Here is a 19,847-nt window from a genome sequence, read left to right on the forward strand (position 1 = left end):
CCCCGCCGCAGGTCCCCGCCCCGGTGCCCCAGGCGCAGCCGGGCTACGGCTTCCCGCCGCCGGGCGTGCCCGCCCAGCACCCGGCCGGCCCGGCGCCCTCGGGGTACGGTTTCCCGCCGCCTCCGGCGCCCGACGCCCAGGGCGGTGACCGCTTCCCGCCGCAGCCGCCGCAGCAGCACGGCGCCCCACAGCCGTCCCGGACGGCCCCGCAGGCACCGCAGCCGGGGCCTGGCGCGCCGGTGCCGCCCGTCGACCCGCGCACCGGGGCCGCCTGGCCACAGCCGGTGCAGCCCGACCAGCGCCAGCCCACCAACCCCGGTGCCGCGCCGCTGGGTTACACCGCGGCGGTCGAGCTGTCCTCCGACCGGCTGCTCAGCAACAGGAAGCAGCGGGCCAAGAGCAGCCGTCCGGCCACGGGCGGGAGCCGGTTCAGGCTCGGCGGAAAGAAGGAGGAGGCCGAGCGGCAGCGCAAGCTCGATCTCATCCGCACACCGGTGCTGTCCTGCTACCGCATCGCCGTGATCAGCCTCAAGGGCGGTGTCGGCAAGACCACGACGACGACCGCGCTGGGCGCCACCCTGGCCACCGAGCGGCAGGACAAGATCCTGGCCATCGACGCCAACCCGGACGCCGGTACGCTCGGCCGCCGGGTGCGGCGCGAGACCGGCGCGACGATCCGCGACCTCGTCCAGGCGATCCCGTACCTCAACTCGTACATGGACATCCGGCGGTTCACCTCGCAGGCCCCCTCCGGCCTGGAGATCATCGCCAACGACGTCGACCCGGCCGTCTCGACGACCTTCAACGACGAGGACTACCGGCGCGCGATCGACGTCCTGGGCAGGCAGTACCCGGTCATCCTCACCGACTCGGGCACGGGCCTCCTCTACAGCGCCATGCGCGGCGTGCTGGACCTCGCCGACCAGCTCATCATCATCTCCACGCCGTCCGTGGACGGCGCGTCCAGCGCCAGCACGACCCTGGACTGGCTCTCGGCACACGGCTACCAGGACCTGGTCGCCCGCTCGATCACCGTCATCTCGGGCGTCCGCGAGACCGGCAAGATGATCAAGGTCGAGGACATCGTGGCCCACTTCGAGACCCGGTGCCGCGGAGTCGTCGTCGTGCCGTTCGACGAGCACCTGGCAGCCGGTGCGGAGGTCGATCTGGACATGATGCGGCCGAAGGTGCGGGAGGCGTACTTCCACCTCGCCGCGATGATCGCCGAGGACTTCACCCGGCACCAGCAGGCTCACGGGCTGTGGACCAGTGACGGCAACCCACCGCCGGTGGCGGCCCCGCCGATGCCGGGCCAGCAGCACCCGGGCCAGCCGATGCCGGGCCAGCAGGTCCCCTACCCGCGACAGCCGGGCCAGCAGGTCCCCCACCCGCAGCAGGCGGGCCAGCCGTACGCACCCCAGCCGGGGCAGCCGGGACAACCCGGTCAGCCCTCCGCACACCCCGGGCACCCCGGTCAGCCGCATCCGCAGCAGCCCGGCCGGCCGTACCCAGGGCAGGAGCAACCCGGTCAGCCGTACGGCCAGCCGTACCCGCAGCAGCCGGGCCAGCCGTATGTGCCGCAGCCCGGTCAGGCAGCCGCCCCGCTTCCGGCCCAGCCCGGCGGCCACCGGCCCCACCCCCAGCCCGCCCCTCAGCGACCGGGAGAGGAGCACGCCCCACAGCAACCGGGCCCGCAGCAGCCGGCGCCGCCGGAGGGGTATGGCTACCCGCAGCCGGGACAGCAGCCCCCGGCCCAGCCTCAGCCGCCGCAGCAGTAACCCGGCGTACGGCGAAAGGGCGGCCGGTGCGTGGGGCACCGGCCGCCCTTCGGCGTCGTACAGGCCCCTACCGGGCCCCGGCGTCTGCCTCCGCCACCAGCTCCCGGCAGCGCTTGACGTCCTCGGCCATCTGCTCCAGCAGCGCGTCCAGCGTGTCGAACCGGGCCTGCCCCCGCACATAGGCGAGGAAGTCGACGGCGACGTGCAGGCCGTACAGGTCCAGGCCCACCCGGTCGATGGCGTACGCCTCCACGGTCCGCTCCGTGCCGTCGAACTGCGGGTTGGTCCCGACGGAGATCGCGGCCGGCATCGCCTCACCGTCCACGTGCAGCCAGCCGGCGTAGACGCCGTCGGCGGGGATCGCGGTGTGCGGCAGCGTCTCGACATTGGCGGTCGGGAAACCCAGCTCGCGGCCGCGCTGGGCGCCGCGCACCACCACGCCCTCCACACGGTGCGGGCGGCCGAGGATCTCGGCGGCACCGGCGACGTCCCCCTCGGCCACCAGGCGGCGGGTCAGCGTGGAGGAGAACGGCTGGCCGCCGCCCGCCGCGCCGGTGAGGTGGAGGTCGACGACCTCCACCTCGAAGTCGTGCTCCTTGCCCTGCTCGGTGAGGAACTCCACGTTGCCCGCGGCCCTGTGGCCGAAGCGGAAGTTGGGACCCTCGACGACGGCCCTGGCGTGCAGCCGGTCGGCGAGGACCTTGACGACGAAGTCCGCCGGCGACAGCTTCGAGAACTCGGTGGTGAACGGCAGGATCAGCACGGCGTCCACGCCCAGATCGGCCATCAGCTCGGCGCGGCGGTGGTGCGGGGCGAGCAGCGGCGGGTGGCTGCCGGGGCGGACGACCTCGCTGGGGTGCGGGTCGAAGGTGACGACGACGACGGGCACACCGAGCTGGCGGGCGCGGTCCACGGCGTGCCGGATGATCAGCTGGTGGCCGCGGTGCACTCCGTCGTAGGAGCCGATGGTGACGACGCTGCGCCCCCAGTCCCGGGGGATGTCCTCCAAGCCACGCCAGCGCTGCACTGTGACCGCTCCTCGAACCCGTGTCTGTATCTGCCGTTGGTGTTTCGGTGCCTGGTTACGCAGGTCTAAGGGTGCCATGCCACGCGCCCCCGCCCGGCATCGGCATGGTGGCTGTGACGGGGCGCACGTGACGCGGACCCTTCAGACGGGGACGCGCACGCTCGCCAGGTTCTCGATCACTCGGCGGGTCCTGGGGCCGACGACCGCCGCCCAGTCCCCGGGGGTCCCGGCCAGCCAGCCGGCCATGAGCGCGGCGAAGCCGGGGACGTGACGGGCGAGATCCACCAGGCCGCGGTCGAGCCGGGACGCGCCCTCGGGGGTGCGGACGAGCAGCAGACCGGCGCGGTGGAGGAGGTCACGCAGCTCGCCGCCCCCCTGGTAGACGGCGGCGTGGAGCAGCGCGTCGAGGACGGCGGGTTCCTGCTCGTGGGCCAGCAGGAACTCGCGCAGTTCCGTGCGCAGGGGCCGGGACGCGGGGGTCCCGGGCGCGCCCAGGACGGCGGCGAGGGCGGCTCGCACCCGCTCGGGCCCTCCCTGCAGGAGATCGGTGACCAGCGGGAACAGCGCGGCCCGGGCGGAGGGTCCGCGGTCCAGGCACCGGTCGACGTATCCGGCGACGTCCTCGGCGGCGTCCGGTCGTGCCGCCACGGCCTCCCGGACCAGTGCGGCGGCCCGGCGAGCCGGGCCGGGCTCGCCGGCGTCGGCGAGCGCCCGCAGCGCCTCCCCGGCGTTCGGCCCGGCGAGCCGGGTCCGGAAGGCGTCGAGCACGGGTTCCGGGTGGGTGGCCAGGGCGGTGAGCAGCGCGCCGGGCGGAAGCTGGGGATCGCCCGCGGCGAACCGGCGCAGCGCCTGCGGAAGGTGGCGGGCCCGGGTGTGCGGGTCGCGGACCAGGAGGGCGAGCGCTGCGCCGTGCAGCGTGGCGTCGGCGGACCGGGCCAGGAGGGCGAGGGCGGCGCAGCGCAGCAGTTCCCGGTCCGCGTCGCTGCGGACGTGCGGTGCGGCGCGCAGCCCGTACGCCATGGCCGCCACCCGGCGGTCCGGCCGGACGTCGCGGGCCCAGCGGTCGACGGCCCGGCAGAGCGCGGAGGGCTCGTCCTCGGCGAGGACGGCGAGGAGTTCGTCGGCGCGGCGGTGGGCGCTGTCGGCCAGGACCTCGGTGAGGTCGTCGAGCGCGCCGTGCCGGTGGGTGTGCAGCAGGGCCTGCGCGGCGGTGGCGACGGTGGCGTGCGGGGTGGCGGGCAGGGGCCGCTCGTCATCGAACCAGTGGGTGAGATGGGGCTGGACGGCGGCGGGGTCGCCGGCGAGGAGCCGGGCCGTGGTGTCCAGGAAGCGGGGGGCGCCGCCGTCCTGCGGCGCGGTGTCGGCGAGGACGAGGCGGCGCAGCAGGTCGAAGCGGTCGGCGTCGCGCAGCGGGAGGCCTGTCCAGAAGGCGGGGCCGAAGCGCGTCGGGGGCAGCCGCCGTGCGGCGATCCGATCGGCGAGATCGCGCAGCACACCGAGGTACGGAGTGGCGTCGGGGACCCGGGCGAGGACCTCGGTGAGCAGCCGGGCGGCCCACCAGGAGTCCGGGTCCGTGTCCAGGGCGTCGGCCAGCTCGTCGAGGCGCAGCGTGAGCCGGCGGGTGCCGTGCCGGCGGGCCAGCAGGAGCATGGCCTGCACCACGGGGCCGATGCGGTGGTGCGGGACGGGCAGTGGATGCGCCTCGCGCGGGGCGCGGTGGACGAGTACGCGCAGGGCCTCGTCGAGGTCGAGGTGCATGCCCTGGAGCCAGTCGGCGAGTTCCTCGTGGGCGAAGCGGTAGCCGCTGCCCGCGGGGACGAGGAGGCCCTCGGCGAGGACGGCGGACGCCCAGCCCGTGCCGCCGCCGAGCCGGTCGGGGGCCGGCCCCCAGGGGAACACCGTCTCGAACGCCTGCCGGTCGAGTTCCCCCTGGCCCGGGCCGAGGCTGCGCCGGGCGGCCTCGTGGACCTGTCCGGCGACCCTGGCCGCGAGCCGTCGTACGGCGGAGCCGCGCAGTTCGTTCCCGGCGGCGAGCCGGACCGCGATGCGCAGGCACATCAGGTCCAGGTGCGCGGCGAAGACGTCGTGGCGGTCGGTGCGGACGCGGGGCGCGTCCGGCAGCGCGGCGCGTACCTCGGCCAGCAGCCGCAGCGTGAGGGGGTGGCGGGCGTCGGGGCCGGGGAGGACGCCCTCGGGGACGCGGTGGCGCTGCCGGGCCCGCCGGGCCTCCTCGGGGCCGAGGTCGCCCAGCGGGACGCAGGGCGGCAGCGTGTCGTCCGCGGGGTGTTCGGCCGCGTGCAGCAGTGCGCGGGGGAACTGCGCGCCCGCGTCCTCCCAGTACTCCGGCCGGCAGGCCACCACGAGCCGCGCGCCGGTCCGGCGCAGCCAGTCCACGGTGCCCTCGGTCCAGGCGCGCAGGCGGTGGGCAAGGACCGGAGGCATCTCCTCGGGGCTGTCGAGGAGGAGCAGCAGGGGCCGGCCGACGGTGCGGGCGAGGCGGGCCAGGCGCTCGGGGCCGAGATCGCCGAGATCCGCCGGGTCGCCTCCGCGGGAGGCGGCGACGATGCGGGCGGCGCGGGACAGCGCGCGGCGGGCCGCGTCCGCCACTCCGGTGTCATCGTCGTGGAGGTCTGCGCCGCGCAGCCACAGGGTGGGCGCGGGGAGCGGGTCGCGGCTGCGGCGGGCGGCGAGCGCCGCGAGTTCGGTGGTGCGGCCGCTGCCGGGGGCGCCGACGAGGGCGAGGACGGTGGCGTCACCGGTGGCGAAGGCGGAGAACGCCGCGGCCGGCGTGGCCCGTTCGACCGGGTCGACGGCGCCATGGGGGGCCGGCCCGTGCCCGGGCAGCGCGCCGGGCGGGCCGTCCTGGCCGACGCAGACGGCGGTGAGTTCCAGCATCCCGGCCGGGTTGAGATCGGTTCCGTAGGCGGGCACGGTGGCGGCGTTGCGGGCGATCAGGTCGGCGAGCGGGCCGTCGGCGGCGGGGTCGGCGGGGCGCAGGGGTACGGCGAGTCCGGCGGCGGTGTGGCCGGCCCGCAGGGCGGTGGCCACGACGCCGACGGCCGCGCCGGTCACGGCGTCCAGCACGGGCCCGCCGGCCGCGCCGCCGCCGGGGCGCAGCGCGTCCCGGCCGGCCGTGCCGATGGCCAGTTCCAGGGCGTCGCCGACGGGACGGGCGCGATCGGTGGCGGTGTAGGTGGCGCCGGTCGCGCCGAGCACCCGGGCCTCGCGCCAGACGCCGGCGGGGACGCGCACGTACGTGCCGCTGTCGATGCGGTCCCGCGCGGTGACCGGGAGCGGGTCGAGGCCGAGTCCTTCGGTGCGGACGAGGGCGAGGCCGCGGTGGGGCAGCGCGGTCACCGCGTCGGCCGTCACGACGCGGCTGCGGTCGTCGGCGGTGTGCACGACGAGCCGGGGCAGGCCGTCGACGGCTTCGTGACTGGTGATCAGTGTGCCGTGGTGGTCGGCGGCGAAGGCGAGGCCCCTGGGGCGGCCGGACACGTCCCGGAGGTGGACGAGAGCGGGCCCGGGGGCCTCCGGCTGGGCCGGGTGCTCCTGCGGGACGCCGCCGTGGGCTCCGCCGGTGTCGCGGTGGGCGCTGTCCGGCCCGTCGTCCGGGCCCTGTCCGCCGGCCTCGTCCGGGCCCGGTCCGCCCTCCGCGGAGTCCGGGCGCGGTCGGCCGTGCGCGGCCCGGGTGCGTGTGTGCGGCCCCCGTCCCGCCATGGTCGTTCCTCCCGCCCTGCGCGTGCCTGTGTCTTCGACGGTAGGCAGGCGGTGATCGGCGGGACAGATCGCGTGACGAACGCGCCCCCCTGTGCTCCCCCGCTTCACTCCGAGCGCCCGCCTGGACGGGTGAATGGTCGGCGGGCGCTGGATACACCCTAGGGGTGGGGGAACCGAGGGGGGACCGTGGAGCGGCGGCAGGAGATGCCCCGTGCTCGCCGCTCCACGGGCGAACCGGCCCCGTCCCGGGCCGGTGGGGCCGGGGTCCGTGGGTTCCTCAGCCGAAGACGGCCAGGCTCTTCGCCTTGCCCTTCTGCGCCTCGACGAGGGCGAGGAGACGGTCCTCCGGGCCGAACACGGCCACGGGGCCGGCACCCGCGTAGGTGTCGGGCATCTCCAGGCGGACGCCGTTGGTGAGCAGCCGGGCACGCCGGGAGTCCACGTCCCAGCGCGGGAAGGCGGCAGCCGCCGCCTCGGCGATCGGCATGACCGTCAGCTCCTGCTGGAGCTGGTCCAGCGTCCTGGCCGTGTCGATCTTGTACGGCCCCACCCGAGTGCGGCGCAGCGCTGTGAGGTGCCCGCCGACGCCGAGGTCCGCGCCGAGGTCCCGGGCGAGGGCGCGGATGTAGGTACCGGACGAGCAGACGACGGAGACGACCAGGTCGAGGACGGGGGTGCCGTCCTCGGCGACGGCGTCGCGGACGTCGTACACGGTGAACGAGGAGACCGTCACCGGCCGGGCGGGGATCTCGAACTCCTCGCCCTCACGGGCCCGCTTGTAGGACCGCACGCCGTCGATCTTGATGGCGCTGACCCGGGACGGCACCTGCATGATGTCGCCGGTCAGCTTGGCGATGCCGGTGTCGATGGACTCGCGGGTGATCCCGGAGGCGTCGGTGGAGGAGGTGATCTCCCCCTCGGCGTCGTCGGTGACGGTGTCCTGCCCGAGGCGGACGGTGCCGAGGTACTCCTTCTCGGTCAGCGCGAGATGGCCGAGGAGCTTGGTGGCCCTCTCCACGCCGAGCACGAGCACGCCGGTCGCCATCGGGTCGAGGGTGCCGGCGTGGCCGACGCGGCGCGTGCGCGCGATGCCGCGCATCTTGGCGACGACATCGTGCGAAGTGAAGCCCGACGGCTTGTCGACGATGACCAGGCCGTCGGGCGGGGTGGGCTTGCGGTCGTTCATTCGGCGGTGTCGTCCGTCTCGTCGGAGGCGGGCTTCCGGTAGGGGTCCGCCTCACCGGCGTACCGCGCGCCGGTGGCGCTCTGCCGCACCGCGGCGTCGGAGGCGCGCGCCTTGTCGAGGAGGTCCTCGATGGTCCGGGCGTTGTCCGGCAGGGCGTCGGCGACGAAGCTCAGGGTCGGCGTGAACTTCACGCCGGCGGCCCTGCCGACCTCGGAGCGGAGGACGCCCTTGGCGCTCTCCAGTCCGGCCGCGGCGGCCTTGCGCTCCTCCTCGTCTCCGTAGACCGTGTAGAAGACGGTCGCCTCCCTGAGGTCACCCGTGACCCGGGTGTCCGTGATGGTGACGTGCGAACCGAGCCGCGGGTCCTTGATCCCGCGCTGCAGCTTCTGGGCCACCACCTCCCGGATGAGGTCCGCCAGCCTTTTCGCCCGCGCGTTGTCGGCCACTGGTCCAGCTCCCGTTCTTTCCTGTCTTGTTTCTCTGGTCAGTCGTCTTCGCCGTGGAAGCGCCGCCGCACGGACAGCAGGTCCACCTCGGGGCGGCCGGCGACCAGACGTTCGCACCGGTCGAGCAGGTCGGTGAGGTGCCCCGCGTCGCCGGAGACCGCGGCGAGGCCGATCTCGGCACGCCGGTAGAGGTCGAGATGGTCCACCTCGGCCGCGCTCACCGCGTACTTGCGCTGGAGCTCGGCGACGATGGGGCGGACGACGGAGCGCTTCTCCTTCAGCGACCGTACGTCGCCGAGGAGGAGGTCGAAGGACAGCGTCCCCACATACATGTGTGCAACCGGTTCACCCGCCGGTCCGGGATCGATGGCCCCAGGTCCGTGCGGCCGGGGACATCATGAACGGTACCCCGTACCCGCCGGCGACTCGACCGGGTTTCCCCGGGGCTTCGCCGGCCGGCGGGGCGCCTCCCGCGGCGCGCGGCCCCGGGTCGCCGCCTGGGACTCCGCCCGCCGATCCGTCCCCGGAAAAGGGGCGCTGGCCGACGGGAGCACGCTCCCGTCGGCCAGCGCAGGCACCGTGGGTCGTTACACCCGCGGCTTCTCGCGCATCTCGTACGTCGCGATGACGTCGTCGACCTTGATGTCGTTGAAGTTTCCGAGGTTGATACCGCCCTCGAAGCCTTCGCGGATCTCGGTGACGTCGTCCTTGAAGCGGCGCAGACCGGAGATGGTGAGGTTCTCCGCGACGACCTTGCCGTCGCGGATGAGGCGCGCCTTGGTGCTGCGCTTGACCTCGCCCGAGCGGATGAGGACACCCGCGATGTTGCCCAGCTTGGACGACTTGAAGACCTCGCGGATCTCCGCCGTACCGAGCTCGACCTCCTCGAACTCCGGCTTGAGCATGCCCTTGAGGGCCGCCTCGATCTCCTCGATCGCCTGGTAGATGACCGAGTAGTAGCGGACGTCCACGCCCTCGCGCTCGGCCATCTGCGCCGCGCGGCCCGCCGCACGGACGTTGAAGCCGATCACGATGGCGTCCGAGCCCATCGCCAGGTCGATGTCGGACTCCGTGACCGCACCGACGCCGCGGTGCAGGACGCGGATGTCGACCTCTTCGCCGACGTCCAGCTGGAGCAGGGACGACTCGAGCGCCTCGACGGAACCGGAAGCGTCACCCTTGATGATGAGGTTGAGCTGCTGGACCTCGCCGGCCTTGAGCACCTTGTCCAGGTCCTCGAGGGAGACGCGGCGCGTGCGCTTGGCGAACGCGGCGTTGCGCTCGCGGGCGGCGCGCTTCTCGGCGATCTGACGGGCCGTACGGTCCTCGTCGACCACCAGGAAGTTGTCGCCCGCACCCGGGACGTTGGTCAGGCCCAGGACCTGGACCGGCGTCGACGGGCCCGCCTCGGTGACGTTGTTGCCGTTGTCGTCGAGCATGGCGCGGACCCGGCCGTAAGCGTCGCCCACGACCATCGTGTCGCCGACCCGCAGCGTGCCCCGCTGGACGAGGACGGTCGCCACGGCACCGCGGCCGCGGTCGAGGCGGGACTCGATCGAGATGCCCTGCGCGTCCTGGCCGGGGTTGGCCCGCAGGTCGAGCGAGGCGTCCGCGGTGAGGACGACGGCCTCGAGGAGGCTGTCGATGTGCAGACCCTGCTTGGCGGAGATGTCGACGAACATGGTGTCGCCGCCGTACTCCTCGGCCACCAGGCCGTACTCGGTCAGCTGACCGCGCACCTTGGTCGGGTCGGCGCCCTCGACGTCGATCTTGTTGACCGCGACGACGATCGGGACGTCGGCCGCCTTGGCGTGGTTGAGCGCCTCGACCGTCTGCGGCATGACGCCGTCGTTGGCCGCGACGACCAGGATCGCGATGTCGGTCGACTTGGCACCACGGGCACGCATGGCGGTGAACGCCTCGTGACCCGGGGTGTCGATGAAGGTGATCTTGCGCTCTTCGTCGTTGACCTCGGTCGAGACCTGGTAGGCACCGATGTGCTGGGTGATGCCGCCGGCCTCGCCCGCGATGACGTTCGTCTTGCGGATGGCGTCGAGCAGTCGGGTCTTGCCGTGGTCGACGTGACCCATGACGGTGACGACCGGCGGGCGGACCACCAGGTCCTCCTCGTCGCCCTCGTCCTCACCGAACTCGATGTCGAAGGACTCGAGCAGCTCGCGGTCCTCCTCCTCCGGGCTGACGATCTGAACGGTGTAGTTCATCTCGCCGGCCAGGAGCTGCAGCGTCTCGTCGGAGACGGACTGCGTGGCCGTGACCATCTCGCCCAGGTTCATCATGACCGCGACGAGCGACGCCGGGTTGGCGTTGATCTTCTCCGCGAAGTCGGTGAGGGAGGCACCGCGCGACAGGCGAATGGCCTCGCCGTTGCCGCGAGGCAGCATCACGCCGCCGACGGACGGGGCCTGCATGGCCTCGTACTCCTGGCGCCTCTGCCGCTTCGACTTGCGGCCGCGGCGCGCGGGACCGCCGGGACGGCCGAAGGCGCCCTGCGTGCCACCACGGCCACCGGGACCGCCGGGACGGCCACCGAAGCCGGGACGGCCACCGCCACCGCCGAAGCCGCCACCGCCACCACCGGGACGGCCGGCGAAACCGCCGCCGCCACCGGGACGACCGGCACCGCCACCACCGGGACGGCCGGCGAAACCGCCGCCGCCGCCGCCGGGACGACCGCCGCCGGGACGGCCCGCACCGCCACCCGGACCACGGCCGCCGGGGCCGGGACGCGGGCCGGCAGCGGGACGCTGCGGCATCATGCCGGGGTTCGGGCGCGGACCGCCGGGGCCGGGACGCGGGCCGCCCTGCGGGCGGGGCATCGAGCCCGGGTTCGGACGCTGACCGCCCGGAGCCTGCGGACGGGGACCGCCCTGGCCACCGGGGGCCTGCGGACGGGGACCACCCTGGCCGCCGGGGGCCTGCGGACGCGGACCCTGCGGGCGGGGAGCCTGCGGGCGCGCCATGCCGGCGTTGCCGCCGGAGGTGAAGGGGTTGTTCCCCGGACGCGGACCGGACGGACGGGCGCCCGGACGCGGCGCGGAGCCACCGGGACGCGGGCCCTGGCCGGAGGGGCGCTGCCCCTGGCCGCCCTGGCCGGACGGACGGGCGCCCGGCTTGGGGCCGCCCGGGCGCGGACCGCCGGGCTTGGGGCCGGACGCTGCCGGGGCGGCCGGCGGAGCGGTGAACTCCGGGGCTGCCGGGGCCGGACGCGGCGCGGGCTTCGGGCCCGGCACCGGACGCGGACCCGGGGTCGGCGCGGGCGCCGACGGGGCCGCAGGCGTCTGCGCGGCGGGGGGCTTGGGGGCGCCCGGCTTCGGAGCAGCCGGACGTGCCGCCTGCGCCGGGGAGGGCGCGGCGGGCCTGGGCGCCGCCTTGCGCGGGGCGGGCTTGCCGGCGGACTTGCCGTTGCCACCGCCCTGGAAGGCGTCGGTCAGCTTGCGTACAACGGGCGCTTCGATGGTCGAAGACGCCGAACGGACGAATTCACCGAGTTCCTGGAGCTTGGCCATGACGACCTTGCTCTCCACACCGAACTCCTTGGCGAGTTCGTAGACCCGGACCTTAGCCACTTCGCTCCTCTGAGGTCCGGGTGAAGCCGGACCGTCGCTAGTTCATGGGCGTACTCATCGCGTACTCATCGAGTGCTCATCGCAATCTCGACCTGCTTTCGACTCGCGAGGTACCAGCAGCGCGGGGTTCCGCGCGGCTCTGTGTTCCTACCGTGCTGCCTGCTCGGCAGCCTCTGCCCGCTCGACGTACCGGCGCAACACCATTACGTCGAGCGCTCCCGGGACGCGCAGCGCCCTGGTGAACGCCCGGCGGCGCACCGCCTGGTCGAGACAGACCGGGACGGGGTGTACATACGCACCCCGGCCGGGCAGCGTACCGCGAGGATCGGGGACGCATTCACCCTCGATCGCCACGGTCCGCAGCAGTTCCGCCTTGGCCGCTCGTTCCCGACACCCCACACAGGTGCGTTCAGGGCATGCCCGGGCCCGTGTCCGGCCAGACACTGTTAAGTCTACCTCCCCGTAGGCACCTCACCCCTCCGGGGCAGGATGCGAACAGTTGGCGCGTTCGAAACCTGTCGTGATCTGAGCGACCCGCGGCCGGGATTTATTCCCCGTCCTGCTGCCCGGCCTGCTCGGTGTCCGGTCGGATGTCGATCCGCCAGCCCGTGAGCCGCGCCGCAAGCCGGGCATTCTGCCCTTCCTTGCCGATCGCGAGGGACAGCTGGTAGTCGGGCACCGTCACCCGGGCGGACCGGGCAGCCAGGTCGACGACCTCCACCTTGCTCACCCGTGCGGGTGACAGGGCGTTCGCCACCATCTCGGCCGGGTCGTCCGACCAGTCGACGATGTCGATCTTCTCGCCGTTCAGTTCGCCCATCACGTTGCGCACCCGGCCGCCCATGGGGCCGATGCAGGCGCCCTTGGCGTTCAGGCCCGAACGGGTGGACCGTACGGCGATCTTGGTGCGGTGGCCGGCCTCGCGGGCGATCGCGGCGATCTCGACGGACCCGTCGGCGATCTCCGGCACCTCCAGTGCGAACAGCTTCTTGACCAGGTTGGGGTGGGTGCGCGACAGCGTCACGGACGGCCCGCGCACACCCTTGGCCACCCGGACGACGTACGACCGCAGCCGCATGCCGTGCGGGTACTGCTCGCCGGGCACCTGCTCCTGCACCGGCAGGATGGCCTCCAGCTTGCCGATGTCCACCAGCACGTTCTTCGGGTCGCGCCCCTGCTGGACCACACCCGTGACGATGTCGCCCTCGCGGCCGGCGTACTCGCCGAGCGTCGCGTCGTCCTCCGCGTCGCGCAGCCGCTGGAGGATCACCTGCTTGGCGGTGGTGGCGGCGATCCGGCCGAAGCCGGACGGGGTGTCGTCGAACTCGCGGGGCTCCTGGCCCTCCTCGAGGTCGTCCGGGTCCTCCTTCGCCCACACGGTCACGTGCCCGGTCTCCCGGTTGAGCTCGACGCGCGCGTGGCGGCGGCTTCCCTCGGTGCGGTGGTAGGCGATGAGGAGGGCCGATTCGATCGCCTCGACCAGCAGGTCGAAGGAGATCTCCTTCTCCCGCACCAAGCCCCGCAGGGCACTCATGTCGATGTCCACGGCTACGCCTCCTCCTCGTTCTTGTCCTTGCGGTTGAATTCGACCTGCACACGCGCCCTGGTGATCTCGCCGAACGCGAGTCTGCGCGTGGTGGCCTTGCGTCCCTTGACCCCGGGCACCTCGAGGTCGAGTCCGTCGTCGTCGACGGTGAGGATCCTGGCGACCAGTTCGCCGCCCTCGCCCAGCTGGAACCGCACCATCCGGCCGACGGCGCGCACGTAGTGCCGGTGCTCGCCGAGGGGGCGCTCCGCGCCCGGGGTGCCGACCTCGAGGGTGTACTCCCCCTCGCCCATCGCGTCCGTCTCGTCGAGCTTCGCCGAGAGCGCGCGGCTCACATCGGCGATCCTGTCCAGATCGGCCCCGGTGTCGGAGTCGACGACGACGCGCAGTACACGCTTGCGTCCGACGGAGTCCACGGCGATCTCTTCGAGGTCCAGGCCCTGAGAGGCGACGAGCGGTTCCAGAAGGTCTCGCAGCCTCTCGCTCTGGGTGGTGCTCATCCGGGTGACTCCTCGGCCGCGTGTGCTGTTGTGGGATGGTCGCGTGTCAGGTCAAAGGGTATCCGGTCCCGAGGGGTGTTGCCGTCCACCTGTGTACGCACGGTGCCGGTGAGTGGTGCCGACCGGACACGCGGGTACCGTGATCACGGACCCGCGGGTCCACCGTCCCTCCGTACGAGCTCCCCGAGGACGTCTGCCGTGCCGTTCACCCCGCCACCGCGCATCCCCTCGGGGCCGCGCAGAAGAACCCTGCTCGCCTCGGCCACGGGCGCCGCGCTCCTGGTGGGCTGCTCGGCCGCCCCGGAGGACACCGGCGGCGGCACGTCCGGCACCCCGTCCCCCGCCCAGCGCGTCCGCGCGCGTGCCGCCCGGGACAGCACGGACCTGGCCGGGCGGTACGACGCGGTCCTCGCCGTCCATCCGTCGCTCGCCGTACGGCTGGCGCCGCTGCGGGCGGAGACCGTGCGCCACGCGGAGGCGTTCGGCGGACGGCCGGCGGGGTCCGGCGTGCCGCGTTCGCCGTCCGCCTCACCGACGGGCTCCCCCACCGGCTCCCCCACCGGCTCCCCCGGCGCCTCCCCCGTCGTCCCCACGGACGAGAAGGCGGCCGTGGCCCTGCTCGCCGCCGCCGAGAAGGAGCTGGCGGACCGGCGGACGCAGGCGCTCGCCGACGTGGACGGCGAACTGGCGCGGCTGCTGGCCTCGGTGGCCGCGGCGGGCGCGGCACATGTCTACCTGCTGACGACGGAGGCGGCCGGGTGAGCCAGGACAGGGCACGGGAACTTCAGGCGCTCCAGGCGGCGCTGGCCGCCGAGCACGCGGCGGCGTACGGCTACGGGGTGGTCGGCGGCCGGATCGACGAGGCGCGCCGCGGCGAGGCCCGCGCCGCCTACGACGCCCACCGCGCCCGCCGGGACGCCCTGGTGCGCGAGGTGCGGGACCTGGGCGGTGTGCCGGCCGCCGCGGCGGCCGGTTACGCGCTGCCGTTCGCGGTGCCGGACGCGGCGGCCGCCGTCCGGCTCGCCGCGGAGCTGGAAGACCGCGTGGCGGGGGTCTACTCCGACCTCGTGCGGTCCTCGGCGGGGCAGCGGCGGCGGGAGGCCGCGGGCGCGCTGCGCGAGGCCGCGGTGCGGGCGGCGCGCTGGCGCGGGAAGAGCGTAGCCTTCCCTGGGCTCGCCGAGCGGACGGCGAACGCCGGGGCACCGGCGTCGCCCTCGGCAACGGCCGCACCCACCACGTAGCGGGCACAGAAGCGGGCACAGAAGCGGGCACAGAAAGGGAACGACTCGCGTATGGCTTTCGAACCGCCGCGGCGTCTGGTCAGGGCGCTCGGTGAGACGGCACCGGAGGGTGACGCCTGGCTGGAGCGGCTGCCGGAGGAGGCGCGTCACGCGGTGGCGCTACGCGAGTTGACCGTCGAGCGGGTGCAGGCACCGGGCGGCCGGAGCAGCCTGGTGCTGCTGGTGCGGCGCGCCGACGACACGCCCGCGGTGCTGAAGCTGGCGCCGCGCCGGGCCCGCCCCGAGGCGGAGCGGGCGGCGCTCGCACACTGGGCCGGCCGGGGCGCCGTACGGCTGCTTCAGGAGGACCTGCCGGGCGGAGGGGAGAACGCGGAGCCGGGTGTGCTGCTGCTGGAGCGGCTGCACCCCGATGTGTCGGTGCGGTCGCTGCCCGAGGCGAAGGCGCTGCTGGAGGCGGCGGGGACGCTGCGTCGGCTGTGGGTGGAGCCGCCCTCCGGCACGGCGGCCCACCCGTTCGAGACGGTGGCCGCGCGAACCCGGCGGCAGGCGGAGGCGATGCGGGCGAGCGCGGACCGCGACGCCGAGGTGGCACCGCTGGTCGAGGAGGCTCTCGCGGCACGGGACGCGCTGCTGGCCGCCCCGCCGGAGCACCGGCTGCTGCACGGCACCTTCCGGCAGAGCAAGGTCCTGGCCGGGGAGCGGATGCCGTGGCTCGCGGTGGGCCCGGACCCGGTGGTCGGCGAGTGCGCGTTCGACCTCGCCCGGCTGGTCCGCGACCGGGTGGAGGACCTGATCGCCTCGCCGTCCGGTGCCGCGACCACCCGGCGGCGCGTGAAGCGGCTCGCGGAGTCGCTGGAGGTGGACCAGGAACGGCTGCGCGGCTGGACCCTGTTCCGCGCCGTGGAGTCGGGCGTGCGGGCGCGCCGGGTCGGCCGGGAGCGGGACGGGGAGCTGCTGCTGGAGTTCGCGAGCTGGCTGTAGCCCGTGTTCCGGGATGCCGGTGCCCCGGGGCGGTGGGGGCGCTCACCCGCGGTGAACGCCCCCGGCCCTCGGGGTCAGGCGGTGAGGCGGGCGATGGCCTCGTCGACCGGGAGCTCCTCGCGCTCGCCGGTGCGGCGGTCCTTCAGTTCGACGACGCCCTCGGCGGCGCGCCGCCCGGCGACCAGGATGGTCGGGACACCGATCAGCTCGGAGTCGGTGAACTTCACGCCCGGTGAGACGCCCGCGCGGTCGTCGACGAGGACCCGGACGCCGGCGGCGGCGAGCTTGCCGGAGATGTCGAGGGCGAGTTCGATCTGCTGGGCCTTGCCCGCGGCGACCACGTGGACGTCGGCCGGGGCGATCTCCTTGGGCCAGCACAGGCCCTTGTCGTCGGCGCTCTGCTCGGCGAGCGCGGCGACGGCGCGGGAGACCCCGATGCCGTAGGAGCCCATGGTGAGGCGGACCGGCTTGCCGTTCTGGCCGAGGACGTCGAGTTTGAGGGCGTCGGTGTACTTACGGCCGAGCTGGAAGATGTGGCCGATCTCGATGGCGCGGTCCAGCTCGATGCCGGTGCCGCACTTCGGGCAGGGGTCGCCGTCCCGCACCACGACGACGTCGACGTACGCGTCGACCTCGAAGTCGCGGCCGGCGACGACGTTCCTGGCGTGGGTGTCGGCCTTGTTGGCGCCGGTGATCCACGCGGTGCCCGGGGCGACGCGCGGGTCCGCGATGTACTTCACCTTCTCCAGGCCCTGGGGGCCGACGTAGCCGCGGACCAGGTCGTTGCGCCCGGCGAAGTCGGCCTCGGTGACCATCTCGACGACGGCCGGGGCGAAGTGCGCCTCGACCTTGTCCAGGTCGACCTCGCGGTCACCGGGCACACCGACGGCGACGATCTCGCCGTCCACCTTGACCAGGAGGTTCTTCAGGGTGGCTGAGGCGGGGACGCCGAGGGAGGCGGCGAGGGTCTCGATGGTGGGGGTGTCCGGGGTGGGAATGTCCTCCGCGGCCGGGACGCCCTCGGCGTCCACCGGCTTCAGCGCGTGGGTGATCGCCTCCGTGTTGGCGGCGAAGTCGCAGTTCGGGCAGTCGGCGAAGGTGTCCTCGCCGGCCTCGGCGGGCGCGAGGAACTCCTCCGACTTGGAGCCGCCCATGGCGCCGGCGGTGGCGGCGCAGATGCGGTAGTCGAGACCGAGGCGCGTGAAGATCTTCTGGTACGCCTCCCGGTGCAGGGCGTAGGAGTGGGCGAGGCCCTCGTCGGCGAGGTCGAAGGAGTAGGAGTCCTTCATCTGGAACTCGCGCCCGCGCAGGATGCCGGCCCGCGGGCGGGCCTCGTCCCGGAACTTGGTCTGGATCTGGTAGAGGATGACCGGCAGGTCCTTGTAGGACGTGCACTGGTCCTTGACCAGCAGGGTGAAGATCTCCTCGTGGGTCGGGCCGAGGAGGTAGTCGCCGCCCTTGCGGTCCTTGAGCCGGAACAGTTCCTGGCCGTACTCGTCCCAGCGGCCGGTGGCCTCGTACGGCTCACGGGGCAGCAGCGCCGGGAGCAGCACCTCCTGGGCGCCGATCGCGTCCATCTCCTCGCGGACGATCCGCTCCACGTTGGCGAGGACCTTCTTGCCGAGCGGCAGCCAGCTCCACATGCCCGCGGCGGTGCGTCGGACGTAGCCGGCGCGGACCAGCAGCTTGTGGCTGAGCACCTCGGCGTCCGCGGGGTCGTCGCGCAGCGTCTTCGCCATCAACTGGGACATGCGCTGGACAGGTGCGTTCGCCATGGTTGTTGTACTCCTGCCGGGTAAGGGTGATGGCAAGGAGGTTAGCCGGGTGGCGGGCGTGCCCGGAAATCGGTTAGCCGCGGCGCAGCGGGAGAGGGGCCCCCATCACGGCGTACGGCTTGGGCGCGCTGGGGAAGAGCACCTGCCGGGCCAGGTCCTGGTAGCCGAGGGAGCGGTACAGGGCGCGGGCGGGGCTGTCGGTGTCGATCGCGGAGAGGATCGAGCGGGGTTCGGTCGCGGAGTCGGTGATCGTGGTGATGAGGCCGCGGCCGATGCCGCGGTGCTGGTGGTCGGGGTGGACGTGCAGCTCGGTGATGACGAAGGAGTCGTCGAGCCAGTGCTCGTGGCCCCGGGCGCGCAGGTAGGGCTCCACGACGGTGGACCACCAGTGGGCGCGGTCGTTGGGCATGCCGTAGACGAAGCCGACGAGTGTGCCGCCCACGGTGGCGCCGAGGGCCCTGGCTCCCCGGTGGGTCATGTGCCGGAGGACGATCTGGCGGCGGACGGCCACCTCGTCGGTGCCGAGGCCGAAGGCGACGGCCTGGACGGCCAGCGCCTCGTCGACGTGGGCGGAGAGGTCCAAGGGGCCGATCACAGCGTCCATGCCGGGAGCGTACAGGGGCGTCGAGTCAGAAAAGGACGCTCATGAAGGCGCCGATCTCCTGGAAGCCGACGCGCTCGTACGTCCTTCTGGCCGAGGTGTTGTAGTCGTTGACGTAGAGACTGACGACCGGGGCGACGTCGGCGAGGGCGTAGCGCAGGACCGCCGCCATGCCGGGCGCCGCGAAGCCCTGCCCGCGGTACTCGGGGGCCACCCACACGCCCTGGATCTGGCAGGCCTGGGGCGTCGCGGCACCGATCTCGGCCTTGAACACGACCCGGCCGCGGTCGTCGAGGCGGGCGAAGGAGCGTCCGGCGCCCACGAGTTCGGCGACGCGGGCCTGGTAGAGGAGGCCGCCGTCACCGGCCAGCGGCGAGACACCGACCTCTTCCGTGAACATCGCCACACACGCCGGCATGATCGTCTCCATCTCGTCCTTGCGGACTCGGCGGACGTAGGGATCGGGGGCGATGTCCGTGGGCAGGCGGTCGGTGACCATCAGCGGCTGGTGGGTGCGGATGTCGCGGGCCGGGCCCCAGTGGGGTTCGAGGAGGTTCCACAGCTCGGCGGTGGGACCGGCGGGGCCGACGACGGAGGAGCAGCGGCGGCCGGCCCTGCGGGCACGGTCGGCGAAAGCACGGACGGCGCGCGGGGTGGCGCAGACGGGGACCAGGTTGGCGCCCGCGTAGCACAGGGACGTGAGCATGCCGTCCTCGTACCAGCCCCACATCTCCCCGCCGAGGCGCCACGGGTCCAGCCCCGCGACCTGTACGCGGGAGGATACGAAGGCGTTGACGACCGGCTCGCGGTCGAGCACCGCGAGGGCGGCGTCCAGGTCGCTCGGTTCGAGGACCCGTGAGGTGGTCTGGGTCAACACGTACGGGGCCTCACACGCTCGGGTCGGCTGATCTCCGCACTGTACCTGCCGAAAATCTGCGGCGCCGCCCGGTGGGAGGCACGCTGCGGCGGGGGCGGCGGACGGGACCGATGGGGCGGGGGCCTCTCCGCGGGGCCGACGGGGCGGGACCCTCTCCGGTGTCCTCGCGGTCGCCGGACGGCGGGGCCCGGTGCGCGGCCGGCGGCGGAGGCGCCCGAGGTGGTCACGGTGAGGAGCCCGGGGCAGGTGGCAGCCGATCGCACACGCGCCGCGGAGCGCACGGGACGGGAAGGGGGGTCGGCGTGGAGCATGTGGAGCGGCCTCCACGCCCCCGGAGCCGCGGCCGGACGCCACCCGGCGTCCACCGCTCACTCCCGCGCCCCCGCGCACCACCCGTGGCTCGCAGCTACTCCGGGTCTCCGGGCCGGCCGTGGGGCGGCCGGCCCGCTCGTGCGTCGTCGGTCAGCCGGCGACCGACACGGAGGGCTCGCCCGACTCCGCGCCCTCGGCCTCCATCTGCGCGGCGATCTTCATCGCCTCCTCGATGAGGGTCTCGACGATCTTCGACTCGGGGACGGTCTT

The 19,847-nt window shown here is 74.1% G+C and carries 16 protein-coding genes and 1 pseudogene; 4 read left to right on the top strand and 13 right to left on the bottom strand.

Annotated features, from left to right (window positions below; all coding sequences use genetic code 11):
- The coding region (locus I3F54_RS30830) for a MinD/ParA family protein (RefSeq protein ID WP_240122227.1) at positions 1 to 1,778 on the top strand (1,778 nt) is incomplete at its 5' end.
- Positions 1,779 to 1,845: 67 nt separating this feature from the next.
- Here I3F54_RS30830 and I3F54_RS30835 read toward each other — a convergent pair.
- The 9 genes from I3F54_RS30835 to rimP all read right to left on the bottom strand — a co-directional run bounded on the left by I3F54_RS30835 (position 1,846) and on the right by rimP (position 13,790).
- On the bottom strand, positions 1,846 to 2,805 hold the full coding sequence (locus I3F54_RS30835) for a bifunctional riboflavin kinase/FAD synthetase (protein ID WP_240122228.1): 960 nt from the start codon (positions 2,803 to 2,805) through the stop codon (positions 1,846 to 1,848).
- A 141-nt stretch (positions 2,806 to 2,946) separates the two neighbouring features.
- Positions 2,947 to 6,525, bottom strand: a complete 3,579-nt coding sequence (locus I3F54_RS30840) for a serine protease (RefSeq protein WP_240122229.1) — start codon at positions 6,523 to 6,525, stop codon at positions 2,947 to 2,949.
- A gap of 277 nt (positions 6,526 to 6,802) precedes the next feature.
- Entirely contained in the window at positions 6,803 to 7,711 is a 909-nt protein-coding gene (truB, locus tag I3F54_RS30845) for a tRNA pseudouridine(55) synthase TruB (RefSeq protein WP_240122230.1), read from the bottom strand.
- A complete protein-coding gene (rbfA, locus tag I3F54_RS30850; RefSeq protein ID WP_240122231.1) occupies positions 7,708 to 8,157 on the bottom strand; it encodes a 30S ribosome-binding factor RbfA in 450 nt (149 codons plus the stop codon). Before rbfA ends, truB begins: the two co-directional genes overlap by 4 nt.
- Positions 8,158 to 8,195: 38 nt before the next feature.
- A complete protein-coding gene (locus I3F54_RS30855) occupies positions 8,196 to 8,489 on the bottom strand; it encodes a DUF503 domain-containing protein (RefSeq protein WP_240122232.1) in 294 nt (97 codons plus the stop codon).
- Between the two features lie 255 nt (positions 8,490 to 8,744).
- On the bottom strand, positions 8,745 to 11,744 hold the full coding sequence (gene infB / locus I3F54_RS32455) for a translation initiation factor IF-2 (protein WP_240122233.1): 3,000 nt from the start codon (positions 11,742 to 11,744) through the stop codon (positions 8,745 to 8,747).
- A 147-nt stretch (positions 11,745 to 11,891) separates the two neighbouring features.
- Entirely contained in the window at positions 11,892 to 12,188 is a 297-nt protein-coding gene (locus tag I3F54_RS30865; RefSeq protein WP_240122234.1) for a YlxR family protein, read from the bottom strand.
- A 103-nt stretch (positions 12,189 to 12,291) separates the two neighbouring features.
- On the bottom strand, positions 12,292 to 13,290 hold the full coding sequence (nusA, locus tag I3F54_RS30870; RefSeq protein ID WP_240122235.1) for a transcription termination factor NusA: 999 nt from the start codon (positions 13,288 to 13,290) through the stop codon (positions 12,292 to 12,294).
- Positions 13,291 to 13,292: 2 nt separating this feature from the next.
- Complete coding sequence (gene rimP, locus I3F54_RS30875; protein ID WP_240122236.1) at positions 13,293 to 13,790, bottom strand: ribosome maturation factor RimP; 498 nt, start codon at positions 13,788 to 13,790, stop codon at positions 13,293 to 13,295.
- Positions 13,791 to 13,988: 198 nt separating this feature from the next.
- Here rimP and I3F54_RS30880 point away from each other — a divergent pair, with 198 nt between their 5' ends.
- From I3F54_RS30880 to I3F54_RS30890, 3 genes are read left to right on the top strand one after another with little or no spacing between them, the layout of a single operon-like run.
- Positions 13,989 to 14,552, top strand: a complete 564-nt coding sequence (locus I3F54_RS30880; protein WP_240122237.1) for a hypothetical protein — start codon at positions 13,989 to 13,991, stop codon at positions 14,550 to 14,552.
- Positions 14,549 to 15,031, top strand: coding sequence for a ferritin-like domain-containing protein (locus tag I3F54_RS30885; RefSeq protein WP_240122238.1), 483 nt, complete (start codon positions 14,549 to 14,551; stop codon positions 15,029 to 15,031). The genes I3F54_RS30880 and I3F54_RS30885 overlap by 4 nt, the downstream gene beginning before the upstream one ends.
- Positions 15,032 to 15,082: 51 nt before the next feature.
- Entirely contained in the window at positions 15,083 to 16,012 is a 930-nt protein-coding gene (locus I3F54_RS30890) for an aminoglycoside phosphotransferase family protein (RefSeq protein WP_240122239.1), read from the top strand.
- Positions 16,013 to 16,086: 74 nt separating this feature from the next.
- Here the strand turns inward: I3F54_RS30890 and I3F54_RS30895 are convergent, their stop codons facing one another.
- From I3F54_RS30895 to I3F54_RS30915, 4 genes and pseudogenes are all read right to left on the bottom strand, one after another.
- The gene (locus I3F54_RS30895; RefSeq protein WP_240122240.1) at positions 16,087 to 17,787 is read right to left on the bottom strand and encodes a proline--tRNA ligase; all 1,701 of its coding nucleotides are present in this window, start codon (positions 17,785 to 17,787) and stop codon (positions 16,087 to 16,089) included.
- A 73-nt stretch (positions 17,788 to 17,860) separates the two neighbouring features.
- Positions 17,861 to 18,391, bottom strand: a complete 531-nt coding sequence (locus I3F54_RS30900) for a GNAT family N-acetyltransferase (RefSeq protein WP_240122241.1) — start codon at positions 18,389 to 18,391, stop codon at positions 17,861 to 17,863.
- 25 nt (positions 18,392 to 18,416) lie between these two features.
- A complete protein-coding gene (locus tag I3F54_RS30905; protein WP_240122242.1) occupies positions 18,417 to 19,265 on the bottom strand; it encodes a GNAT family N-acetyltransferase in 849 nt (282 codons plus the stop codon).
- 462 nt (positions 19,266 to 19,727) lie between these two features.
- A pseudogene (locus I3F54_RS30915) lies at positions 19,728 to 19,847 on the bottom strand (4-hydroxy-3-methylbut-2-en-1-yl diphosphate synthase); the annotation flags it as partial.

The organism is Streptomyces sp. MUM 2J, from assembly GCF_022414535.1.
Classification (GTDB): domain Bacteria; phylum Actinomycetota; class Actinomycetes; order Streptomycetales; family Streptomycetaceae; genus Streptomyces.

What these genes read in the sequence shown, in the direction of transcription:
- I3F54_RS30840 (WP_240122229.1), bottom strand. Translation starts at nt 6,525, where the DNA reads ATGGCGGGACGGGGGCCGCACACACGCACCCGGGCCGCGCACGGCCGA.
- truB (WP_240122230.1), bottom strand. Translation starts at nt 7,711, where the DNA reads ATGAACGACCGCAAGCCCACCCCGCCCGACGGCCTGGTCATCGTCGAC.
- I3F54_RS30855 (WP_240122232.1), bottom strand. Translation starts at nt 8,489, where the DNA reads ATGTATGTGGGGACGCTGTCCTTCGACCTCCTCCTCGGCGACGTACGG.
- rimP (WP_240122236.1), bottom strand. Translation starts at nt 13,790, where the DNA reads ATGAGCACCACCCAGAGCGAGAGGCTGCGAGACCTTCTGGAACCGCTC.
- I3F54_RS30890 (WP_240122239.1), top strand. Translation starts at nt 15,083, where the DNA reads ATGGCTTTCGAACCGCCGCGGCGTCTGGTCAGGGCGCTCGGTGAGACG.
- I3F54_RS30895 (WP_240122240.1), bottom strand. Translation starts at nt 17,787, where the DNA reads ATGGCGAACGCACCTGTCCAGCGCATGTCCCAGTTGATGGCGAAGACG.
- I3F54_RS30900 (WP_240122241.1), bottom strand. Translation starts at nt 18,391, where the DNA reads ATGGACGCTGTGATCGGCCCCTTGGACCTCTCCGCCCACGTCGACGAG.